This is a genomic window from Pseudomonas sp. KCJK9000 (genome assembly GCF_046230725.1).
In the GTDB taxonomy this organism is placed as follows: Bacteria; Pseudomonadota; Gammaproteobacteria; order Pseudomonadales; family Pseudomonadaceae; genus Aquipseudomonas; species Aquipseudomonas promysalinigenes.
The window spans coordinates 11985-32617 of record NZ_JBJJLN010000049.1 but is presented as its reverse complement, the minus strand read 5'-3'; the positions used below and the strand labels follow the sequence as shown (position 1 = coordinate 32617).

General features: G+C 57.6%; 23 protein-coding genes. 14 read left to right on the top strand and 9 right to left on the bottom strand.

The window, feature by feature from the left end; translation table 11 throughout:
• On the bottom strand, positions 1-604 hold a 604-nt coding region (locus ACK59H_RS18630), incomplete at its 3' end, for a hypothetical protein (protein WP_409264765.1).
• Between the two features lie 641 nt (positions 605-1245).
• Here ACK59H_RS18630 and ACK59H_RS18625 point away from each other — a divergent pair.
• The 6 genes from ACK59H_RS18625 (at position 1246) to ACK59H_RS18600 (ending at position 7380) form a co-directional block, all read left to right on the top strand.
• Positions 1246-1470 carry a hypothetical protein gene (locus tag ACK59H_RS18625; RefSeq protein WP_207936357.1) on the top strand — a complete coding sequence of 75 codons (225 nt, stop codon included), beginning with the start codon at positions 1246-1248 and terminating at the stop codon, positions 1468-1470.
• A 76-nt stretch (positions 1471-1546) separates the two neighbouring features.
• Positions 1547-1906 carry a S24 family peptidase gene (locus ACK59H_RS18620; protein WP_198757480.1) on the top strand — a complete coding sequence of 120 codons (360 nt, stop codon included), beginning with the start codon at positions 1547-1549 and terminating at the stop codon, positions 1904-1906.
• 653 nt (positions 1907-2559) lie between these two features.
• Positions 2560-2889, top strand: coding sequence for a YceK/YidQ family lipoprotein (locus tag ACK59H_RS18615; protein WP_060480247.1), 330 nt, complete (start codon positions 2560-2562; stop codon positions 2887-2889).
• 344 nt (positions 2890-3233) lie between these two features.
• Entirely contained in the window at positions 3234-3464 is a 231-nt protein-coding gene (locus tag ACK59H_RS18610) for a hypothetical protein (RefSeq protein WP_409264764.1), read from the top strand.
• A gap of 150 nt (positions 3465-3614) precedes the next feature.
• Complete coding sequence (locus ACK59H_RS18605) at positions 3615-4868, top strand: HDOD domain-containing protein (protein WP_060480245.1); 1254 nt, start codon at positions 3615-3617, stop codon at positions 4866-4868.
• Between the two features lie 28 nt (positions 4869-4896).
• A complete protein-coding gene (locus ACK59H_RS18600) occupies positions 4897-7380 on the top strand; it encodes an EAL domain-containing protein (protein ID WP_409264763.1) in 2484 nt (827 codons plus the stop codon).
• Positions 7381-7455: 75 nt separating this feature from the next.
• On the opposite strand, the gene ACK59H_RS18595 is transcribed toward ACK59H_RS18600, so the two are convergent.
• The 3 genes from ACK59H_RS18595 to ACK59H_RS18585 form a co-directional block, all read right to left on the bottom strand.
• Positions 7456-7800 (bottom strand): type 1 fimbrial protein, encoded by a 345-nt coding sequence (locus tag ACK59H_RS18595; protein WP_060480244.1) that lies wholly within the window; start codon positions 7798-7800, stop codon positions 7456-7458.
• A 431-nt stretch (positions 7801-8231) separates the two neighbouring features.
• Positions 8232-9053: an amino acid ABC transporter permease gene (locus ACK59H_RS18590; RefSeq protein WP_397467971.1), complete on the bottom strand. Its 822-nt coding sequence runs from the start codon at positions 9051-9053 to the stop codon at positions 8232-8234.
• The gene (locus ACK59H_RS18585; protein WP_060480242.1) at positions 9050-9871 is read right to left on the bottom strand and encodes an ABC transporter substrate-binding protein; all 822 of its coding nucleotides are present in this window, start codon (positions 9869-9871) and stop codon (positions 9050-9052) included. The genes ACK59H_RS18590 and ACK59H_RS18585 overlap by 4 nt, the downstream gene beginning before the upstream one ends.
• 103 nt (positions 9872-9974) lie before the next feature.
• Between ACK59H_RS18585 and ACK59H_RS18580 the strand changes: the two genes are divergently transcribed.
• Both ACK59H_RS18580 and ACK59H_RS18575 read left to right on the top strand, forming a co-directional pair.
• On the top strand, positions 9975-10871 hold the full coding sequence (locus tag ACK59H_RS18580) for a homocysteine S-methyltransferase family protein (protein WP_060480241.1): 897 nt from the start codon (positions 9975-9977) through the stop codon (positions 10869-10871).
• A 94-nt stretch (positions 10872-10965) separates the two neighbouring features.
• Positions 10966-11190, top strand: coding sequence for a hypothetical protein (locus ACK59H_RS18575; RefSeq protein ID WP_060480240.1), 225 nt, complete (start codon positions 10966-10968; stop codon positions 11188-11190).
• Positions 11191-11271: 81 nt separating this feature from the next.
• On the opposite strand, the gene ACK59H_RS18570 is transcribed toward ACK59H_RS18575, so the two are convergent.
• Positions 11272-11406, bottom strand: a complete 135-nt coding sequence (locus ACK59H_RS18570; protein WP_261743581.1) for a hypothetical protein — start codon at positions 11404-11406, stop codon at positions 11272-11274.
• Between the two features lie 87 nt (positions 11407-11493).
• Positions 11494-12213: an SOS response-associated peptidase family protein gene (locus tag ACK59H_RS18565; RefSeq protein ID WP_409264762.1), complete on the bottom strand. Its 720-nt coding sequence runs from the start codon at positions 12211-12213 to the stop codon at positions 11494-11496.
• Between the two features lie 102 nt (positions 12214-12315).
• Between ACK59H_RS18565 and ACK59H_RS18560 the strand changes: the two genes are divergently transcribed.
• From ACK59H_RS18560 to ACK59H_RS18550, 3 genes are all read left to right on the top strand, one after another.
• On the top strand, positions 12316-12744 hold the full coding sequence (locus tag ACK59H_RS18560; protein ID WP_060480238.1) for a LexA family transcriptional regulator: 429 nt from the start codon (positions 12316-12318) through the stop codon (positions 12742-12744).
• Entirely contained in the window at positions 12734-14008 is a 1275-nt protein-coding gene (locus tag ACK59H_RS18555) for a Y-family DNA polymerase (RefSeq protein WP_409264761.1), read from the top strand. Before ACK59H_RS18560 ends, ACK59H_RS18555 begins: the two co-directional genes overlap by 11 nt.
• A 138-nt stretch (positions 14009-14146) precedes the next feature.
• Entirely contained in the window at positions 14147-14851 is a 705-nt protein-coding gene (locus tag ACK59H_RS18550; protein WP_060480649.1) for a lipopolysaccharide kinase InaA family protein, read from the top strand.
• A gap of 27 nt (positions 14852-14878) precedes the next feature.
• Here the strand turns inward: ACK59H_RS18550 and ACK59H_RS18545 are convergent, their stop codons facing one another.
• On the bottom strand, positions 14879-16042 hold the full coding sequence (locus ACK59H_RS18545) for an AAA family ATPase (protein WP_409264760.1): 1164 nt from the start codon (positions 16040-16042) through the stop codon (positions 14879-14881).
• A gap of 371 nt (positions 16043-16413) precedes the next feature.
• Here ACK59H_RS18545 and ACK59H_RS18540 point away from each other — a divergent pair, with 371 nt between their 5' ends.
• Positions 16414-16926 (top strand): ProQ/FinO family protein, encoded by a 513-nt coding sequence (locus ACK59H_RS18540; protein WP_261743578.1) that lies wholly within the window; start codon positions 16414-16416, stop codon positions 16924-16926.
• 111 nt (positions 16927-17037) lie between these two features.
• Here ACK59H_RS18540 and ACK59H_RS18535 read toward each other — a convergent pair whose 3' ends face one another.
• A complete protein-coding gene (locus tag ACK59H_RS18535; RefSeq protein WP_225915485.1) occupies positions 17038-17229 on the bottom strand; it encodes a hypothetical protein in 192 nt (63 codons plus the stop codon).
• A gap of 167 nt (positions 17230-17396) precedes the next feature.
• Complete coding sequence (locus ACK59H_RS18530; RefSeq protein ID WP_060478475.1) at positions 17397-18779, bottom strand: PLP-dependent aminotransferase family protein; 1383 nt, start codon at positions 18777-18779, stop codon at positions 17397-17399.
• Between the two features lie 121 nt (positions 18780-18900).
• Between ACK59H_RS18530 and ACK59H_RS18525 the strand changes: the two genes are divergently transcribed.
• Positions 18901-19767 (top strand): DMT family transporter, encoded by an 867-nt coding sequence (locus ACK59H_RS18525; protein ID WP_060478474.1) that lies wholly within the window; start codon positions 18901-18903, stop codon positions 19765-19767.
• A 112-nt stretch (positions 19768-19879) separates the two neighbouring features.
• A complete protein-coding gene (locus ACK59H_RS18520) occupies positions 19880-20584 on the top strand; it encodes an SDR family oxidoreductase (RefSeq protein ID WP_060478473.1) in 705 nt (234 codons plus the stop codon).
• The last annotated feature ends 49 nt before the right edge of the window (positions 20585-20633 follow it).

Sequence of the window (20633 nt, the reverse complement as noted above, 5' to 3'; positions counted from 1 at the left end):
AGAAATCCACTGGATTGCCAGTATCTGACCAACTGCTTGCCATTGAAAGTCCGTTTAGGGTAGTGGCTGAAATTCCTGATTTTTCATTTACGATACGTTGACTTGGCGCTAGTTTGGCAGTAACTTGGACATCCCTCTTGCAGGATAGCTCAATATTGGCTGCTTGACTGACTGTGGAAATGTCGCTGCCTGAAAATGCACCGAAGTAAATATTAGCAGCAGTCGGAGACACTAAAGCACACGCTGGGCTTTCCACTGTATAAGTAATGACGCCAGCATTCACTTCATCAGAGTATTCCGAGGCAGGCCTATGAGTGCCAAATATCTGCCATTTGAATTCGTAGTATCCTGGCTGAATACCTGCGTTTAGTTTGAACTTTACGCTAGAATAGAATCTATAATTTTTCTCAAGAGCCCCGCATCCTACAGGGCAGACATTCCCTTGAGTACCAAAGCCGCCTTCTTTTAGTTGCACTCCACCAACAGTGACGGATTTGGCCGGAGGCCCGGGTGTTCCTGGATATATTATATAGCTAGACAGTTGGCTGAGGTTCATAGAGAATGGGTATGTGAAGCTCATGACACAGCTAATGCTGACAGTCACCTCTATTTCCTGGCCCGCACTTACTGTACCCACTCGCCAGATTTCGCCTCCCACATAAGGACGAGTGCATCTTGCACCACCCTGGATAGCCAATACGTCAGTGGAGAATATACCTACTGAAAGAGTCGCGGAAAGTATAAAAAACCGCCTGATGGTACGGATCTGACTTTTGCTAAAATTTATAAACATTTCAGTCTTGGCCTACTATCTGGGCTGCCTAGTCAGGTTGCCTAATTTAGTAAATGTTAAACCTTCGTGCGACACTTTTCAGCCTCTGGCTCTTTAGTTGGTGGAGTTGACGAAAACATTTCAATGCGAGCGCATGGCAGTGCTGAGTTACGAAGATAATATTGCACGCACGTGCTGCTCGAAAGAATGAAGGTGTCCTTATTGATTACTACAACCTGAACCTTACCCCGGTGGCGCTTTCAAAAAAATAAGACACATCTTAAAGATGACGCAGGGATTGGCCGATTGTGGCGCGGTAAGAAAAGCGTTGAGCATAAGCCCTATCCAGACGCACCTAGCGGGGGGCGTGACATCGGCCTTTGCTAGAGACTGCTTACGATTAGGCGATCCTTGATGGGATCGAGTCACCGTAGTACACCTATACTTGGTATCTACCGTGACGGAGCAGGCAAATGGAGAAGCGTACCTTCATCGGAATGATCGAAGCAGGCGAGCCGCTATTGAAGGAAGCTCTCGACGCCCTGCGTGCCTATCACAAGGCTCAAGATGAGGGGAAACCCGCCGAGGAGGTCGAGCGGCTACATCTGCTTGCAGAGTCGCTTTTCCAGGTAGTCAGCGATTACCAGCTTCGAGTCGTGGCCAAGGCTCGGGGCAAAGATCTTCCTCCTCTGCACTGATACCGCTGACCGGCAGTTGCCTCAGCGTCAGTCGGCATACGATACTGTACTAATATACAGTATTGGGCCATCCGACATGCCATTCACCATCCCAGTCCAAGATGACAGTATTCATGGGTCGATCGACGATCTGCTCCAGCTGCGCACGCCCAGCGTTTACCTGGTCAGGGTGGAGGGCGACAGCATGCAGGGTGCAGGCATCTTTTCCGGCGACTTGCTAATCGTGGACAAAGGGATCGAGGCAAGACATGGGCACATCGTCATCGCCGCGCTAAACGGCGATGCCTACTGCAAGCGAATGGTGGTCCGGGATGGAATGGTGATCCTGGCACCTGAAAACCCCAAGTACCCATCCCGGTACATCATGGCTGGGGATCACTTCGAGGTGTGGGGTGTGGTGACGCACAGCATCCGAGATCATGATCGCCGGTTGTGAGTAGCTATATAAAGGAAGGTAAGCGGTCGACAGAACGCCGGATGATGGCCGAAGCCAGTGGGGAGATTTTCGGGGGATTGTGAAATCGTGTATTGCACAGTGCGGCACCGTTTGCAGCGAGCGCCCGCTCAAGTCCTTGATCCGTAAGGCTTTAGGTATGTCCTGCACGCATGGGGTGCAAGGGGTCGAGTGTTCGAATCACTCCGTCCCGACCATTATATTCAATGACTTAGGCCATTTCCGAAAGGGGTGGCCTTTTTCATGTGCGTGAGTTTTAGGTAGTTCTTCCGGTTACTACCAGTGCCCCCTCGCCAGACCTCAGCCCCGGGGATGAATATTGCCAGGCACATACTCGGTGCCGCTGCGCCTCCTAGGCGTCATCCGGCTTCGCTAGGGCTTCCAGCGCCGTACTTCCTCAAGCTTGTATCATGGCTCCGAATCTCACCCCGGGAGCCGAATCTCACGGTTTTTTCAGATCCGTCTTATTTGGCAGGGCCACACGCTCCATAAACTTATGGAGTTCGTCAGCGTCATTGCTGGCGTCCTGTTCCCCTCTCAGGCAGATTGACCACAAGGGAGTTATGCCTCGGGTGCCCTGGCCACCCGATCATTTTCGCGTCCGAAGTCGGTACGCCAGCAGTTGGAGTCATAGAATGAGCAGATATGGTGTGGCCCTTGCGGCATTAAGCTTGTTGCTGTCAGGTTGTGGAACGATCAATACGGTTTTCAGTTCGGACGAGGAGACGGCGCAAGGCCTGGCTTCTGCTCAAACACGCTGTGAAGCATTACCTCGCGTTTATAGCGGTGTGTTCTACAACCTGTGCATCCTGCACGGCCCGCCCCAGGTGGCAGAGCAGGTTCCCGGAGCGCCCGCGGGAATCCCATTGAGACTGATCGATTTCATCCCTTCCGGGGTGTTCGATACGTTGTTATTGCCTTACACCATTTCCGTCCAGGCTACCGAGGGTAGCCTGGAGCTGTGAGGCGCCGCGCTTTGTCAGCGAATTCTCCTGCGGCTTGACGCACGTTCGTTCCCTGCGCCATGAAATCTTTCATGTTCAAACGGACACAAAGATGTCAATCTGATGGCGAGATAATGGCGTCAATAATCGGTGATGAAACGATTCTTTGGTATGAAGGTAGCGCTATCTCAGACAATTCGCTCTTTAAGATCGGTCCTATTCGAGACGCATCCGTACTCGCGTAGCTTGTTGAACCTTGGTTTTGCAAGCATCAGCGCGGTGTGAGGTGGCCCAAGCGCTTGCGACATTTTCGCGAGCGCTGGGAGGTGCTTCAGTGAGGCGCATCACGAGAATGAGGAGTGCTGATGGGCACGATATTGGACCCCACTAGGCATTGGCTTGGTGGTATGAGGGCGTTGGCCATGCTCTGCGGCGCGCAGTTGGCGCTGACGGTGGTGTCGCAGCCGCCAGACGATGGCGCAGCTTTTGTATTTGCAGGCATCGGTCTGACTGACACGATGGCTGGTTTAATGTTGTCGGCATCCGCAATCGATGATGCGATGTGGCTTGGGGTGCTTGTAGATGCACTGCTATAACCCGTTCGTGATTGCCACCGGCGCTGTTTACCACTTGGCCGAGCCTTGGTGCTCATCGCTTCATCTTGTGCCGGCTGTGGCAATAACGCCCTGGGTGGCTATGGACATGTTTGAAGCTCCACGACATGCCCGTTTCATTGAGAATTGCCCGTGAATGCAACAGAACGCTTTTCACCCAGAGTCGTGATTGCCGAAAGCGACCCGTGGGTGCGCGAAATGCTGCGCGAAATCGTTCGCAGCGTGCGCTGCGACGTTCGTCTCAAGGTTTGCAGAGACGGCTCTGAGGCTCTTAGTGCACTGGCCATCGAGGCGGATCTGGTCATTGCTGGGCGAGAGTTGCCCGACATCGATGGCCTGGACTTGCTGCGAGAAGTGCGCACCAGGGGCGATGAGATGCCTTTGCCCTTCATCTTGATGAGTGAGCGCAGTGACATTGCCAGCGTGCGTGAAACGCTGCCATATAATCCCACTGCCTACCTGAGCAAGCCCCTCGATCTTGCTGGCTTTCGCAAGCGCCTGGAGCATCTTTTGCTTGAGCCCGGCGAGCAGATCCAGTGCCCTGCGCTGTCTGCGCAGCCAAGCGTCAGCTTGTCGGTTTTTCTCAAGCAAAGACGCGCTTTGGCCGATGGCGGCGCGTTGTTCGTCGATGTGCAGACAGTGCTGCAGCGCGCTTCGACGGGCAATGGGCTGGACTTGCGCGAACTGGAAGAGCAGTTACGCAATGACCCGCAGATATCTGGCGTGCTTATCGCCGCCGCCAACAGCGCCGCAATGTACCGCAATGCCCCAGTGCAGCGCCTACCGCAAGCGCTGAACGTGCTGGGCGGTGTCCACAGCATGAACCTGATTTTGGGCCTTGCCCTTAACCGCAGTGCGCACCTGAGCGATCCGCTGTTAACGCAGTACGCCCAGCATTTCTTGGATCTTTCGCTGCAGGTTGCCGAGGCGGCCCGGGCCTTGGCTCGGATGCTGAATCTGGACCAGGACCGCTGCTATTTGGCAGGCCTGCTGCACCGCCTGGGCGACTTGGCGGTACTTCGCAGTTTGCAGGAGTGGGGTATGGCCGGCGGCGAGCTCGATGATGGGCTGGTGCAGTTATCGCTCCAAGAGCATGCGGCGCCTTACGGTTCTGCATTGCGGGTGCGCTGGCGCGTGCCACATCAACTGCGACAGCTGGTCGCTGCCATCTATCATTTGGGCGGTGGGGTGTATTCGCAGGAAGTCCTGGTAATGAACCTGGCTGCTCAGCTGGCAGGCTCGGTTACCACTGAGAACAACGAGCAGATTGCCGGCAGCGTAGCGGCACGGTTGCTGAAGATCAGCCTGGCGGACCTCGATTCGCTACGCCAACCGCCCACGTTGTCGGCCGTTAACGAGCAAGGGCAAGGCCAGCTTCAATCTTGAATGGCCCTACAGGGCGAGGAAACAGGTTATGTCGTTAGTTGCAAGCTCCGATGCCATGTATCGGTTGTTGGTGCAGAGTGTGATGGATTACGCCATCTACCTGCTCACCCCCGAAGGCTTGATCGCCAACTGGAACCTCGGTGCTCAGCGTGCGAAGGGTTATGAGGCCAGCGAGGTTATCGGGCAGCATTACTCGATTTTCTACAGCCAGGCCGACCGCGATGCGGGCAAGCCGGCAGCCAACCTGGAGCAAGTCCGACGCACTGGCCGCCTCGAGGATCACGGCTGGCGCGTGCGCAAAGATGGCAGCCTCATGCGTGCCCATGTCGTGATCGAAGCTGTACGGGACGATAACGGCGTGCTGGTGGGGTTTGCCAAGATCACGCGCGATTGCACCGAGCAGTACTATGCCGAGTTGGCTCGGCGTGAGCATGAGCGGCATTTCCGCTTACTGGTGCAGGGCGTTCAGGACTATGCCATCTACATGCTCGATACCGGTGGTCACGTGATCAACTGGAACGCCGGGGCGCAGCGTGCGAAGGGTTATACCGCCGACGAGATCGTGGGCCAGCACTTCTCGGTATTCTATACCCCACAGGATCGCGCTCTAGGCCTACCCGAACAGGGGCTGGAAACCGCCCGCCGGGAGGGCCGCTTCCAGGCTCAAGGGATACGCCAACGCAAGGACGGTTCGCATTTTTGGACCAGCGTAGTGATCGAAGCGATCCATGATGAAGAAAACGGGCAGTTCATTGGCTTTGCCAAAATCACTCGCGATATCTCCGAACAACATCGCTATGAGCTGCAACTGCTGCAAGCCAAAGAATTGGCTGAGCAGTACAGCCAGGAAATGAGCAACCTGTCGCAATTCCTCGACTCGGTGATCTCCAATATCCCGGCCTGCGTTGTTGTTCAAGACTTGGCCAGCGGCAAAGTCTTGCTGGCCAACAACCATGCTGATCGACTTTTCTGTGGCGAGGCAGGGCACTTGATTGGCGGGCTACCCCGCGAGTGCGCGCTGCCAATCACAGGCGAGTTTCTCGAAGAGCAGCTGGCCCGCGGGGCGCGAGCTGCCCATGGGTATGCAGCACAGACCTGTGTGCAAACCGCCATTGGGCCGCGCACACTGCGAAGCCGAGCACTGCTAGCGCAAAACGCCGGCGGCCGGGCCGACTACGTGTTGTTCATTGCCGAGGATGCCACGGATGAGCTCGCGGCTCAGGCGCAGATCCACCACATGGCTCACCATGATGCGCTTACCGGGTTGCCCAATCGCATGCTTTTCAATCAGCGCCTGAAAAAGGCGCTGGCTCAAGGCGAGCAGTGTGGCAAGTTGACAGCCACGCTGTGTCTGGACCTTGATAATTTCAAGAACATCAATGATTCGTTCGGTCACGCCTTCGGCGATAAATTACTACGTGCACTGGGTACCCGCTTGCGCAATGAGCTACGCGAGGCTGACACTTTGGCTCGACTGGGCGGCGACGAGTTCGCCGTCGTGCTGGCAGAGCTGGATAACCCAGAGGCGGCCTGCTTTACTGCGCAACGCTTGATCGACGTCATTTGCCCGCCGTTCCAGATCGAGGGGCATCAGTTCTCGGTCGGCGTCAGCATTGGCATTGCCTACGCGCCGCACGACCAGGATAACGCCGAGCAGTTGCTCAGTTTCGCCGACATGGCCCTTTACGAAGCAAAGCGCAACGGCCGCAACCGCTACGAGTGCTTCCATGCCGGGCTCCATGCCGAGGCGCACAGGCGCCGGCTGGTGGAAACAGAACTGCGCGCCGCATTGCATCTGGGTCAATTGCAGCTGCATTACCAGCCGATTGTAGATGTACAGAGCAACCTTATAACCGGCTACGAAGCACTGTTGCGCTGGGAGCACCCAAGCCGAGGCATGATCATGCCGATGGATTTCATTCCGATTGCCGAGGAAACCGGAATCATTCATGAGATCGGTGCTCGGGTGCTGAACCTTGCCTGCCAGGAAGCCGCAACCTGGGAAGGGCAAGAAACGGTCTCGGTCAATCTGTCGGCGGTTCAGTTCAAAAATGCCGGGCTGGTGCGTACCGTGACCCTTGCCCTTTCGGATTCGGGGCTGGCGCCGCAGCAGTTGGAGTTGGAGATCACAGAGTCGGTACTGCTGGGCAACAACGAGCAAAATGTGCACATCCTGCGCGAGCTGAAAAGCATGGGGGTGGCGATTGCGCTGGATGATTTCGGTACCGGTTATTCGTCATTGGGTTACCTGCGCTCGTTCCCGTTCGACCGTATCAAGATCGATAAATCGTTCGTCCATGATATGTGCGAAAGCGCCCAGGCGATGTCGATCATTCGAGCCATTACCGAGCTCTCTACCAGCTTGATGATCAAGACCACTGCCGAGGGGGTCGAGTCGATCGAACAGATGCAGCGGCTAGCGGCCGAGGGCTGCTCGCATGTTCAAGGTTACTTGTATGGTCAACCCGAGCCTGCCAGTGCGCTTAAAGAAAATTGGAAAAAGCGCCGGTGACTAGCCTGCTATTACCGCAGGTCGGATGTGTCTGCGTCGGTTGCCATAACTGCGACTCTTAGGTCGATCAATCCGTCATTGCAGTGCTTGGGTGATGACATACTGACCCCGGGTGATAGGGTTGCCAGCTGAGCCAACCAGTATGTACTTTTGCTCGCTTTCATCGCCGCGCCTTGATTGGGGCGCGGCGCTGATGCTTATCCCCTCAGTTGTACCCACTGGCTTGACGCTCAGAGTCTGCCGCACGGCATCCTCGGGACAATGCTCGGAAAGGCCATGTTCGGCGTTACCGCTGAGGGTACAAGTACTGCCTACCACCGCGCCGGAGAAGTGGATGGTGCCATGCAGCGGCATTTCCTCTGCGGCGAGGCAGAGATTGGAGACAGCGCATAACAGTGTTGCAGCGGCAAAGCCTTTCATGGGTGACGTTCCGATTCGAGGTGATAACCGGCTTATCGGCTTGACCGCACAAAATCTGATGGCTGAATCGTTTTTTTTCGACAAATGGTAGCGCTATTTTGGCGGAATCTGCGGGCAGCGTTGGGTTGTCCTGATCATCGCCGCTGCAATGGCCAGGCCCTGGATCGATACGCTTGGCATCTACTCAGGAACCATTGCCCTGTTCGCGCATTCACATCTCAGACAGTACTTGTGAGGGCAATACCATGACAGATCACCAACAAGACCCGCAGCAATCCGAGGTCCCTGCTCACTCGACGGAGGAGGAAAAAGCGCGGCTCAAAGACAAGAACAAGGACGGTATTCCACCAGGCGCGGAGTGATGGATTCGTCGATCACATGGGCCGCTGTGCGGCCCATTGGCGAGTGAACCTGCGCCTACCGGTGTGCGATCAGCGCTGATAGGCCTTGCCGAAATGCCTTTCAAGCCGCGCCTGTACAAGCTCCAGCAAGATCGACAGTACCCAGTAGATCACTGCTGCGGTGGTCAGCATCTCAAGGTAGCGGTAGCTCGAGCGCCCGTACGACTGCGCCAAAAACATTACCTCCCAAACCCCCATCACCGAGATCAGCGACGAGTCTTTGAGCATCGAGATGAACTGGTTGGCAGTAGGCGGAATGATCACCCGCATGGCTTGAGGCAGCACGATGCTGCAGAAAGTCTGCACTGGCCGCATGCCAAGCGCCACGGCGGCCTCGCGCTGGCCGCGAGCTACGCCAAGAATACCAGCGCGGAAGATTTCGCTCAGGTACGCACCGTAGTTCAACGACAACGCAATGATGCCGGCACTGATGGCTCCAGGCACCAGGCCCACCTGCGGCAGGCCCAGGTAAATGAGCAGAATCTGGATCAGCAGCGGCGTGCCACGAAAGAACGATGTGTAGAAGCTGGCGATGCCCACCAGCACTGCGCTCTTAGACAGCCGCGCAAGCGCAGCAGCAAAACCCAGCATCACTGACACGACCATCGAGCACAGGCACAGGAACAGGGTCAGCGCCGCACCCTGCAGAAAACCATTGGGCCCTAGCTTGAAACCAGCGAGGTTGGGAAACTTTTCTACGATGATCGCAAACTTCAGGTCGAAGCTTAGGAAAAACGCTACGAACAGGGCGAACAGGGCCAGCCAGGTCAGGTACAACCGGGTACGAAAACCGAACAGGCCGGTGGTCGTGCTGCGGGCCGCAGGTTTGGGTGCGGGAGGGAACGTGCTCATTTGCTGATATCGGCGCCGATCCATTTCTGCGAAATCTTCGCCAGCGTGCCATCAGCTTTCAGCTCGGCGAACACCTGACGCACCTTGGCGTCCCATTCTGGGTCGCCTTTCTCGATGGCTACCGAGTTCGGCTCTTCATACAACGGGGCGCCGGCCAGCTTGAAACGCTTGTCCTCATCCAGGCGCGGCTTGGCGGTTACCAGGTTGGTGAGGATGGCGTCCAAACGTACGCCTGCACCCAGGCCCAAGTCCTGGAAAGCGACGTTATCGGTGTCGTAGGGCGCTACCTGCACGGCCTCGAACGGGTAGTCGATCTGACGGTCCTCGTCGCCTTCGATCACCAAATTCTTGTTCAGGTAGCTTTCATAACTCGACGCTGCGGTCAGGCCTACCTTGCGGCCATTCAGATCCTTGGCGCTGTGGATGCGTTCATCGTTGGCATTGACCACGATGACAGCAGGCGAGGCGTAGTACTCCACTGGGAAGGCGAAGACCTCAGCGCGTGCTTTGCTCGGAGTCATCGAGCAAATGCAGATGTCGTAGCGCCCACTCCAGCGGCCGGCGGCGATCACGTCCCAGGACGGAGTTTCCAGGCGCAGCTTGACCCCAAGTTTCTGCGCCACCGCCCTGGCCACGTCGACATCGAAGCCGTCGAGCTGGTTCTGATCGTTGAGGAACGAGAACGGCGGGTAGCTTTCCATCAGCACGTTCACCATTTCCTTATTCGACTCGACGCGCTCAAGCGTAGTGCCGGCGAGGGTTTGAGTAGCGGTAGCGAGCAATAGCAGGCTCGCGCCGAGCAGGGCGGGGATGCGCATATAAATACCTGAAAAGTTGGCCAAAACTGAAGTTGCGTATTAAATAGTTATAAATCATTCATACCTAGTGAATTTTATTCATAAGAACCTTCAGAGTAGTTATATGAAACAACGAGCGTTGGTAGTGCTGGATGGTGGCATGGGCCGGGAATTGCAGCGTAGCGGCGCGCCGTTCCGTCAGCCCGAGTGGTCGGCGTTGGCCCTGAGCGAGGCGCCCGAGGCAGTAGTGGGGGTGCATGCTGCATTCATCGCCGCCGGTGCGCAGGTGATCACCAGCAATAGCTATGCGGTGGTGCCATTCCATATCGGCGAAGAGCGTTTCGCTCAGGAGGGCCTGCAACTGGCCACAGTGGCAGGCCAGTTGGCACGCCGGGCGGCTAATGCCAGCGCGCAGCCAGTTCGGGTAGCGGGGTCGTTGCCGCCGCTGTTCGGTTCTTACCGGCCGGACCTGTTCCAGCCGCAGCGAGTGGCTGAAGTGCTCAAGCCGCTGCTGGAAGGGCTGGCGCCAAATGTGGACCTTTGGCTGGCGGAAACCCAGAGCTCGATTGCCGAGGTGCGGGCCATCCATAGCCATCTGCCTGCCGACGGCAAGCCGTTCTGGGTATCGTTCACCCTGCAGGACGAGGATGTCGACAGCGTGCCGCGCCTACGTTCCGGCGAGCCGGTGGCCGATGCTGTCGAAGCCGTGGCGGAACTGGGTGTTGCAGCGCTGCTGTTCAACTGTAGCCAGCCAGAGGTGATCGGCGCGGCGCTGGATGTTGCCCGTTCGATCATCGAGGCACGCCAGGCGGACATCGCCATTGGTGCTTATGCCAATGCCTTCCCGCCGCAATCGAAGCAAGCGACTGCCAACGATGGCCTCGACGAACTACGTGAAGACCTGGACCCGCCGGGTTATCTGGCATGGGCTCGCGATTGGCGCGGGCGAGGGGCTAGCTTGATCGGCGGCTGCTGTGGCATCGGCCCGGAGCATATCACCCAGATCAAGCTCAACCTCTGAAAAGGTGGCAGCCGGGCTTGAACTTGAGCGGACCTGAATTATTTCCTGTCCTGCCGGTCAGGTATTGAGTCTTTTCTCTACCTTCGAGGTGCTCATGCCTGTATATACCGTTCGCTACTGCCACGACGGCCAGCCGTCCACTCACACCTTTGACCTGAAGCAGCCTCGGTTGCCTGTTCACGAGGCTGCGCTGCATGTGATGCTGCTGCATTTCGGCGATGGTGAGAATAGCCTGGTGATGCCGCCAGCCGATGCTAGCCCTGAGCAGATCCTGGAGCAGGCTGAGGTCCTTGGATTTTCAGATATACAAGTTGTCTGAAACCAGGGTCCGGCATTTATACGCCTGACACAAAAGGGCCGGCGGTGGAGCGTAGCTCCAAACCGCCGGCAACCGGTTTTTTTATTCTACGATGCAGATCCAACGGTGGTTGTGCCGGTACGGCGCCCTGGTGAATACCACATCGGTTACAAGGGTCATGCCGCGCTCTTGGAGAGCTTCGGCAAGTTGAGCGAGTGTCTCTGCTTGGATAGTCATTGCTGTCACCTCGTCAGATTTACTACGTTCATAAATCCTGACCGGTCGGGCAATTGACTGATTCAATTTTTTTCCAGCCTATCGCGCTCAAAACTCGAGTGTGCCCTGTTGACACGCGTCATCGAGCGGTTCGATCAAGTCGGCACCCTGGTTTTTCACGTTCCCCACGGCCTTGGCAACGGGGAACCAGCGAAAGTCTGTGGCTGGGCTGCAGCCCGATGCCACTATCTGCGCTGCGCGGGCGGGCACGGTGGCGGGGTCCAGCCACTCTCTGGCCAGGTCGGCCGTGAGCACCAATGGTTTGCGGTCGTGCACGTCTATCAAACCTTGGTCCGCTGCGGCCGTGATGATCACGAAACCATCGCGCTCGTTGCCTTCGATGCCCGTCTGCACCTGTGCCAGCGCTGCGAAGTAAAGTGGTTCGCCGTTCACCCTGGTGATGTAGTAGGGCTGTTTCTGCCTGGGGTTGCCGGGGGCAGATACCCATTCGAACCACCCATTGGCTGGCGCCAGGGCCCGGGAGAATGGCCACAGCTCCTTGAAAAACCGCCCTGTCATCACCGTTTCTGCCCTGGCATTGATGGGGGCAGGGCGTTTGCTCTTTGCCCACATGGGTGACCATCCCCACTTGACTCGATCCACGCGCAAGCCCTGCTCGACCTGGTGAATCAGCTCGACACGGGTTGCCGGCGCGACGTTGAAGCGATTGATCGGTTCATGGTCATATCCATTGATGACCACCAGATCGAGGGCCAGCTGCTTCAGGTAGTGGTCCATGGATTCATAGATCGAGTAGCGCCCGCACATTTTTCACCTCTCGTCCGTCTGAAATCTCATTGTTCAGCATTGACCGTCTGCGCGATGAACGATTAACTGTATATGCATACAGTTTGCATCGGACTTCCTCCCATGACCATCACAATTTTTAGTACGCCGCCTGAAGGCTCTGAATCCCATGCGTTATACGGCTTCAATGTTCCAGCCGGCTTTCCCTCGCCTGCAGCGGACCATCTGGAAGGCCACCTTTCCCTTGATGAGTTATTCGACATTCGCGCGCCCCATGTGTATCTGGTGAGAGTGGAAGGCGACAGTATGCAGGGTGCCGGTATCTATTCTGGCGACCTGGTCATTGTGGACCGCAGCAGGGAGGCCGCGCATGGCGATATCGTGATCGCAGCCATCAATAGCGAGCCGGTGTGCAAACGCCTGCATCGGCGCGATGGCGTGGTGATCCTTAAATCGGAGAATACCGCCTACCCCCCGCGCTATGTGATGGAAGGTGACGACTTGATGGTGTGGGGCGTGGTGCGTTACAGCGTGCGTGATCATGCGCAATGATCAGGTGTTCGCGCTTATCGACTGCAACTCATTCTATGCCAGTTGCGAGCGCGTATTCCGCCCAGACCTCGCCAAGACGCCTATCGTGGTCTTGAGCAACAACGATGGCTGCGTGATTGCCCGGTCATACGACGCCAAGCCTTTCGTGAAAATGGGTGAGCCGTATTTTCAGGCCAAGGAGAAGCTCCGCCGCCATGGAGTCGTGGCGTTCAGCAGCAACTATGCGCTGTATGGCGACATGAGTGAACGCGTCATGACGCTCATCGAGTCGATGGTACCGGGCACCGAGGTGTACAGCATCGACGAATGCTTTGCGGATCTGTCCGGCATTCAAGAGAACTTGACCAACTTTGGCCATGGCCTGCGCTTACGCATTATGCAACGCACGGGCATTCCGGTAGGGGTGGGCATCGCGCGTACCAAGACGCTTGCGAAGCTGGCCAATCATACCGCCAAGCGGCTGCTCAGCCACACGGGCGGGGTGGTCGACATTACCGAGCCGGTAAAAAGGGATTGGGTTTTGCGCAACACCAAGGTCAAGGAGGTATGGGGTATCGGCCGAAAGATGACCGCGCACCTTGAAGCCATGGGGATCATCACGGCAATGGACCTTGCCAAGGCGGATGCCTGGACGCTGCGACAGAGATTCAGCGTGGTGGTTGAGAAGACCGCGCGGGAGCTGGCCGGCACCGCTTGCCTGGACCTCGATGAAGTCGAGCCGCCCAAGCAGGAAATCTGCAGCAGTCGAATGTTCGGCAAGCGCTTGAGCGAGCTGGCGCCCATCAAGCAGGCAGTGGCCACCTACGTAGGCCGAGCCGCTGAAAAGCTACGGGCCCAGGGTTCGGTGTGCAAGCGTATGCGAGTAAGCATCCGCACGGGGATGTTCAATCCGGATGAAGCCCACCATGCTCAGGGCGCTCTGGTGGAGTTGCCTTACCCCACAAGTGACACGTTGCTGATGACAAGGCTGGCTACAGATGCCGTCGCGCGCATTTTTCGCCCCGGCTACCGGTACAGCAAGGCTGAGGTGCTGCTACTGGACCTGAGGCGGCCGGGTGAATTCTCGCAAGATCTGTTTGCCCTTAAGCAGCCGGTATCTTGTGACCGACTGATGCAAGTAATGGATGACATCAACCAGCGCTGGGGTAGCGGAACGATGCGTGCCGCTACGGTACCGGCGGCCCCAGATTGGGGGATGAAGCGGGAGATGATGAGCCAGTCCTATACCACGCGGATCGATCAGCTGTGGACGATCAAAGGTTGAACCCTCTTCCTGAACCTCTGCGAGGGATGCCTATTCGAGGCAAGCAGCGCAATTGCAGATAAAAAAGGTATTTTCGGCAATTTGCTTACTATATTCTGAGACTTCAGGCTAATTAGCCACTCAACCAGCAGGTTCCCCATGACTTACAATAATTCGAACGACTCAGGGCCTGGCCAGCCGGAAATGAAGGATATTCTCGACGCAGCAGGGGTGTGGGTTGAGCCCCCCAATATCCGTAGAGGTGGTGAAAGCGGCGTTCTGAAGGTGGAGCTTCAGGGTTTGACGTTTTACAAAAAGCAGCAGGTAGGGCATGTCTATCGCAGCTTGCGCCATCCTTTCGGCTACCCAACGGTGGCTCGTGAGGCGAAGGCCATGCGTGCCGCAGCATCGCTGGGCGTAGCCACGCCGTCCCTGCTGCACAGCGATGTCCGGAAGGACCATGGCGAATGGAAAGCGGTAATGGTGACTGCGGCACTCGAAGGCTATGTGTCGCTTGAAGATTTTTATGCGCAAGGCATGCGTGAGTCCATCGGCCAGCGGCGCTATCACGAAGTGTTGGAAGCCTACGGCAGCCTGTTGGCTAAGTGGAATTCTGGCCGATGGCAGCATGGCTGCCTGTACCTCAAACATGTCTTCATCGACTTTAGCGAGCCGAACATCAAGGTCGCGTTTCTCGATTTCGAGAAAGCTCGCCGGCGGCTGACCGCTGTGAAAGCCAGCAGGCATGATTTGAGGCAGGTCAAGCGTCGATCCGGGTGGGGGAATGAAGAATGGGAGGCCTTCTGCAGAGGTTACAGGTATTCGTTCGGGACGAATGCCGAGCAGCTTCTCGTGGCGTGTTGAGCGGCGCCTGTTTGCGAGTGCTGGCCTTCAGTCCATCCATCGCCACAGCGGTTCGTCCAGCAATCCAACCCCTCGTAGCTGGGTTTGCCCTTGGTGCTTTTCCAGCTCCAGCACATTGCATCCTTCGCACGCCGTCAACGCGTCAATGAGCACTCGGCTGTGTGACACCACCCATACCTGGCTACGCCGTGATGCGCGGATAACAAGGCGAGCCAGTGCTGGGAGCAGGTCTGTATGCAGGCTGGTTTCCGGTTCGTTGAGCACCATCAGCGATGGCGGGCGCGGCGTCAGCAGCGCGGCCATCAGCAGCAGATAACGCAGTGTCCCATCCGACAACTCGGCCCCGCTAAGCGGGCGCAGCAAACCGTGTTGGTGCAGCCGCACGCTGAACAGGCCGCCCGCTGGCGCATCGATCGCTAGGCGGCTGCCTGGAAACGCATCTTCCAGGGCGGCGAATAGGTCTTCCACATCGCCGATTTCGATGATGGTCTGCAGCGCGGAGGCTAGGTTACGGCCGTCGTGGTGCAGCACTGGGGAACGGGTACCCAGTTGCGGGTGGCGGCATGGCGCATCCCGGTCGATTCGAAAGTGGTCGTAAAACCGCCAGCCGTTGATGAACGCCCGCAGCTCGCCGATCTCCGGTGCTTGCCGGGTTCGCCCTACGATGTTGAAAAAACTTTCGCAGCTATCGGCATGTTGATCGAGCACTGTCCAGCCGTGCCCATCACGGGCGCGCACCATGGCGTTTCTGCGCTCGACCAGCAACGAGGCTGGCCGATAAGCCCCGCCTCCCCAGATGCCTTCGCTCTTGATCTCGGGGTCGAGCATGAATGCAGTGGGGTAGGGTACGGGTATGGGCAGGCCAAGCGAAATGGCAAAACCGAAATCCTCAGTGGTAAAGCCCAAGCGCAGGCGTTTGGCTTCGTTCGGTTGCTGACCCTGTATGGGGACGTCACCGCGCTGCATCCGTGCACTCATTTCGGGCCCGGCCCACCAGGTCGAACCAAGCCCGCCTTCACGGGCGAGTGCCTCGATGACAACCCCCTGGGCCGTTTCGGCCAGTAGACGAAGTGCTTTGTACAGGTTGGATTTACCGCTGCCGTTAGCGCCAGTCACCAAATTGAGTTGGCCCAGGGGCATTACCATGTGCTTGATCGAGCGGTAGTTGGCGATGGCGAGCGTAGTGAGCATCGGTGCTCCAGTCGATACGTTGATAACGTCGGCGCAGGTATGCGATCGGGCTTGATGAGCGCAGTGGGGCGACAGCGACACAGAGCCTAGATTTCCCTGGTGAGGCATGCAACGAAAATCAGGTGTCGGCGGCATTTTTAAGAAATGTCTTAGTGGAACGGGTGAAGTGAAATTTCACCTCGTGGGGTAATGGCAGCACTGCCAGCTGGGGCGTCATGGCGGCCTTGGCAGGCGATATTCACAGTGGTTTTGCCTGCATCAGTCATGCTCAGGCACGAAATCACGGACAATTCATACTCTTTCTGCTGCTCGAAAGCGCTGCATGGCTTATCCTTGCACCACGCAATCAACGTAGAAGCAGTGAATTAACGATGGGTTTTGAACAACTAGCTGAATTACGTGACCGCCTGCGGTCTGAAAAAGCGCAGCAGGCAAAAGCCGACACCCCGCGCCCCGCCAAGCGTAAGCCTGCCTCCCAGGCCAAGGTGCGCGAGCAGGACCCGGCGGTGGAGGCCATCTGGCCATTGCAAAAGCATTTCCCGTTGGCTTTCCCGGTGAACCCGGCTCCGAAGGTTCCGCTCAAAGAGGGCATCTTCAAGGATGCCGAGCAACACCTGGAACTGCTGGGTATCACCAGCGAGCAGCTTAAGCTTGGCATTTCGACGTGGTGCCGAGGCAACCGTTACTGGTCCAGCATGGTCGAGAATGCCCCGCGTCTGGACCTTAACGGCCAGCCTGCTGGTGTAGTTACGGCAGGCCAGGCACTGTATGCCAAGCAACAAGCCTCGCGCCAGCGCGGCCAGGCCCGCAAGAACCGCGCCAAGGCGAAAGCGGCGGAACCTGCACCGGTCGCTCAAAACCCTGTAGAGCAGGCCGCAGACTAAGTAGGTTTTCGCGCTCGGCCCTGCGTCTTCGCTGGCGCAAGGGCCGCAGTATGTTCAGGGCCAGGGGCAAGGCGTTTGACCCTGGCATCTGCAAGCCGGCGCTCAAGGCTACTAGCCGGTTTTCAGTTGCGATAGCTGGACTTTGAGGTCGGCCATCAAACGCTGGCCGGCTGCTTCGAGCAGGTCGCCATAGAGCGCAATGGTGTTGCAGCGGTGGCATGTCAGGACAGACTTCCTGTACAACCGTCGCGGCTTGGTGAACTCCTCACCTTCGCATTTGAGGCATCTCAACGTAACGCTCATGACCGTTCGCTCCATGAAAATTCTGCAGAATCCATCCTGCCCTTCGCCGCTCGAGAAACGCGCGACGGTACATTGAGTCGCCGGGAGCGGTAAACGTTCATTTTGGTTGGCCTGAAAGGTATCAACCAAGTCTCAGATGGGCCGAGGCCGCGCAGTGCCTGTGCGATCTACGCGTTGAGCGCCCGTTTCAACACCTCGTAAATGGTGCTGTCAGCTGACTGAGCAACATTGAAGCGCATGAAGTCCTTTGCCGCCATGGCCTGGCTGAACGCGTTGCCAGGTGCCAGGACCAATCCTTCTCGCAGGCAAGTTCTGGCCAGCATTGCCGCATCCGCGCCTTCTGGCAATTGGCACCACAAGTACATGCCGGCTCGGGGCACGACCCAAGGTTTGATGCCGATGGCTTGTAGCTGCACCACTGTTTCATCCATTGCCTCGGTCAACCTCTGGCGCACGCCCTCCATGTGCTTTCGGTAGCCGCTATCGGTGATAGCGTGATGGATGATGTCTGCGGCCATGCGCCCGCCGCCGAACGTCGTGGCGATCTTGAGGTCGACCAGCGCTTCGATCCAGTCGCTGCGCGCGGCAATGTAGCCGCAGCGGATCGACGCCGAGATGGTCTTTGAGAAACTGCCGATTTGGATCACTCGCTCCAGGCCATCGAAGGCCGATAGCCGTGGGGCAGGGGTATGCTCGAAATCACCGAAAATATCGTCTTCCACGATCACCAAGTCAGTGGCATCGGCCAGCTTCAGCAGCCGATGAGCCGTGACCGCAGACAGGCTAGCGCCGGTTGGGTTGTGAATACCGGAATTGGTGATGTACAGACGAGGCTCGTGTTCGAGCAGTGCTGCGCCGAATGCAGTGATGTCCGGGCCTGTCGGGGTGTAAGGGACACCGACGATATTCACCCTGTGGGCTTTGAGCAAAGCGTGAAAATTGAAATAGCAGGGGTCATCGACCAGAACCGTGTCACCGGGCTGCAGCAGAAAGCGGCAGATCAGGTCGATGGCGTGAGTACCAGACTCGGTCAGCATGACCTGCTCAAGCGGGGCATCGATCCCGATCCCTCCCAGCCGCCGCGACAAGAATTGCCTGAGCGGGATATGGCCAAGTGGTTGCGCATACTCAGCCAGATTCATGGTGTCGGAGCGGGCAGCCACACGTAGCGCTTTGCGCACGCCGGCTTCGTACATCCAGGAAGCCGGCAGCCAGCCGCACCCGGGCTTCAGGGCGTCACTGCTGGTTTCCAGCGACTGGCGTGAGATCCAGAGTGGGTCCACCTCACGATCGAGTTTTGGGCCAAGCTCGGTGAGGGCCAAAGGTGCGACTGGCCCTCCCACGAAAAAACCTGAGCCAGGCCGCGAGGTCAGTACACCTTCTGCCATCAAGCGCTCATAGGCTTCCAGGACCGTAGACACCGAGACCTGCATGGCCTGGGCCATCGCCCGCACCGACGGGATGCGGGTGCCAGGGGTATAGGTCCGGGAGGCGATCCTGGCCTGTATCACTCCCATGACCGCTTTGATTCGCGTGCCGTCGCGCTTCATTACACCCTCGACTGTGCTGGATTCAAATGCATAACAGTTCGGTTGAACCGTACTGGACTGTACATGGTCCTGGTCTGCCTGTCAGTGCTGTACTGAGCACTGACAGGCAGAGGACTCATTGATGGAAAAGACAACCAGTGGCTGGCTCAATGGCTTGATGGGCGTGGCAATATTCGCCGGCTCATTGCCAGCAACTCGCATGGCGGTAAGCGCTTTCGAACCCACCTTTCTGACCTGCGCCAGGGCTACCATCGCGGCCCTGCTGGGCGCGTGTTGTTTGATGGTGCTGCGCCAGCCTCGGCCCAAACGCTCGGATGTGGCGTCGCTGGCAGTTACTGCACTTGGCGTGGTAATCGGTTTTCCCCTGCTCACCGCCTTGGCCTTGCAGCATGTCACCTCGGCGCATTCCATCGTTTTTGTCGGTTTGTTGCCAATGTGCACTGCAGCGTTCGCCGTACTGCGCGGCGGTGAACGCCCTGGGCCGTTATTCTGGCTATTTTCAGTTGCAGGTGCCGGGCTGGTGGCGGGCTATGCGTGGTTGAGCGCGAGCAACGGTTCGGTTCTGGGTGACCTGCTGATGATGGCAGCCGTAGTGGTATGCGGGTTGGGTTATGCCGAGGGTGCGCGCCTGTCGCGCAGATTGGGCGGTTGGCAAGTTATCTGTTGGGCGTTGCTGGTAGCGTTGCCATTGATGCTGGTGCTGACGATAGTCAATCTTCCAGCTCCTGAAGCCTTGACCAAGGCTAGCGGCGCCGCCTGGTTAAGCTTTGGCTACGTTTCGTTGTTCAGCATGCTGATCGGCTTCGTATTCTGGTATCGAGGACTGGTGCAGGGTGGAATTGCGGCCGTAGGCCAACTGCAACTGCTGCAGCCGTTCATGGGGCTGGGATTGGCGGCGCTGCTGTTGGGAGAGCACGTCAGCACGACAATGCTTGCTGTAACCCTCGGGGCTGTGGTCTGCGTTGCCGGAGCGAAGAAATTCGCTTAATGAAGGCCTGCATAAAATCTACTGGCTGATAGAAGCGTTGTTGTCTCTCTCTGGTGAATGGGTATTGCTAGGCTGATCACGTGCATCGTTCAACAGCATTTCAGGGGGATATATGTCAGTAGAGAAGGTTGCAATCGTTACCGCCGGCGGTAGCGGCATGGGTGCAGCGGCGGCACATCGGCTGGCGGCTGAGGGGTTCAAAGTCGGTATTCTTTCATCCTCGGGCAAGGGCGAAGCGCTGGCGCAGCAGCTGGGAGGCATCGGCATCACTGGCAGTAATCAGTCCAACGAAGACCTGCAACGTCTGGTTGACGGAGTCATTCAGAAGTGGGGGCGGATTGACGTCCTGGTAAACAGCGCGGGCCACGGCCCCCGAGCCCCGATACTGGACATCAGCGACGAGGATTGGCACAAGGGCATGGAAACCTACCTGCTCAATGTGATTCGCCCAACCCGTCTGGTTACGCCATACATGCAGCGTCAGGGCGGTGGTGCGATCATCAATATTTCCAGTGCGTGGACATTCGAGCCAAGCGAGCTTTTCCCGACATCGGCAGTATTCCGCGCAGGCCTTGCGTCGTTCAGCAAGATCTTCGCTGACCAGTATGCAGGTGACAATATTCGCATGAACAATGTGCTACCGGGTTGGATCGACAGCCTCCCGGCCACGCAGGAGCGCCGCGACGCTGTGCCGCTCAAACGCTATGGCTCCAGTGAGGAAATCGCCGCCACCATCGCCTTCCTCGCCAGCCAAGGAGCTGCGTACATTACCGGGCAGAACATAAAAGTAGACGGCGGTGTTACCCGCAGCGTTTGAGTGCGCAAGGGCCGGGTGCTTGATTGTGATTCTGGTGCAGCAAGGATGC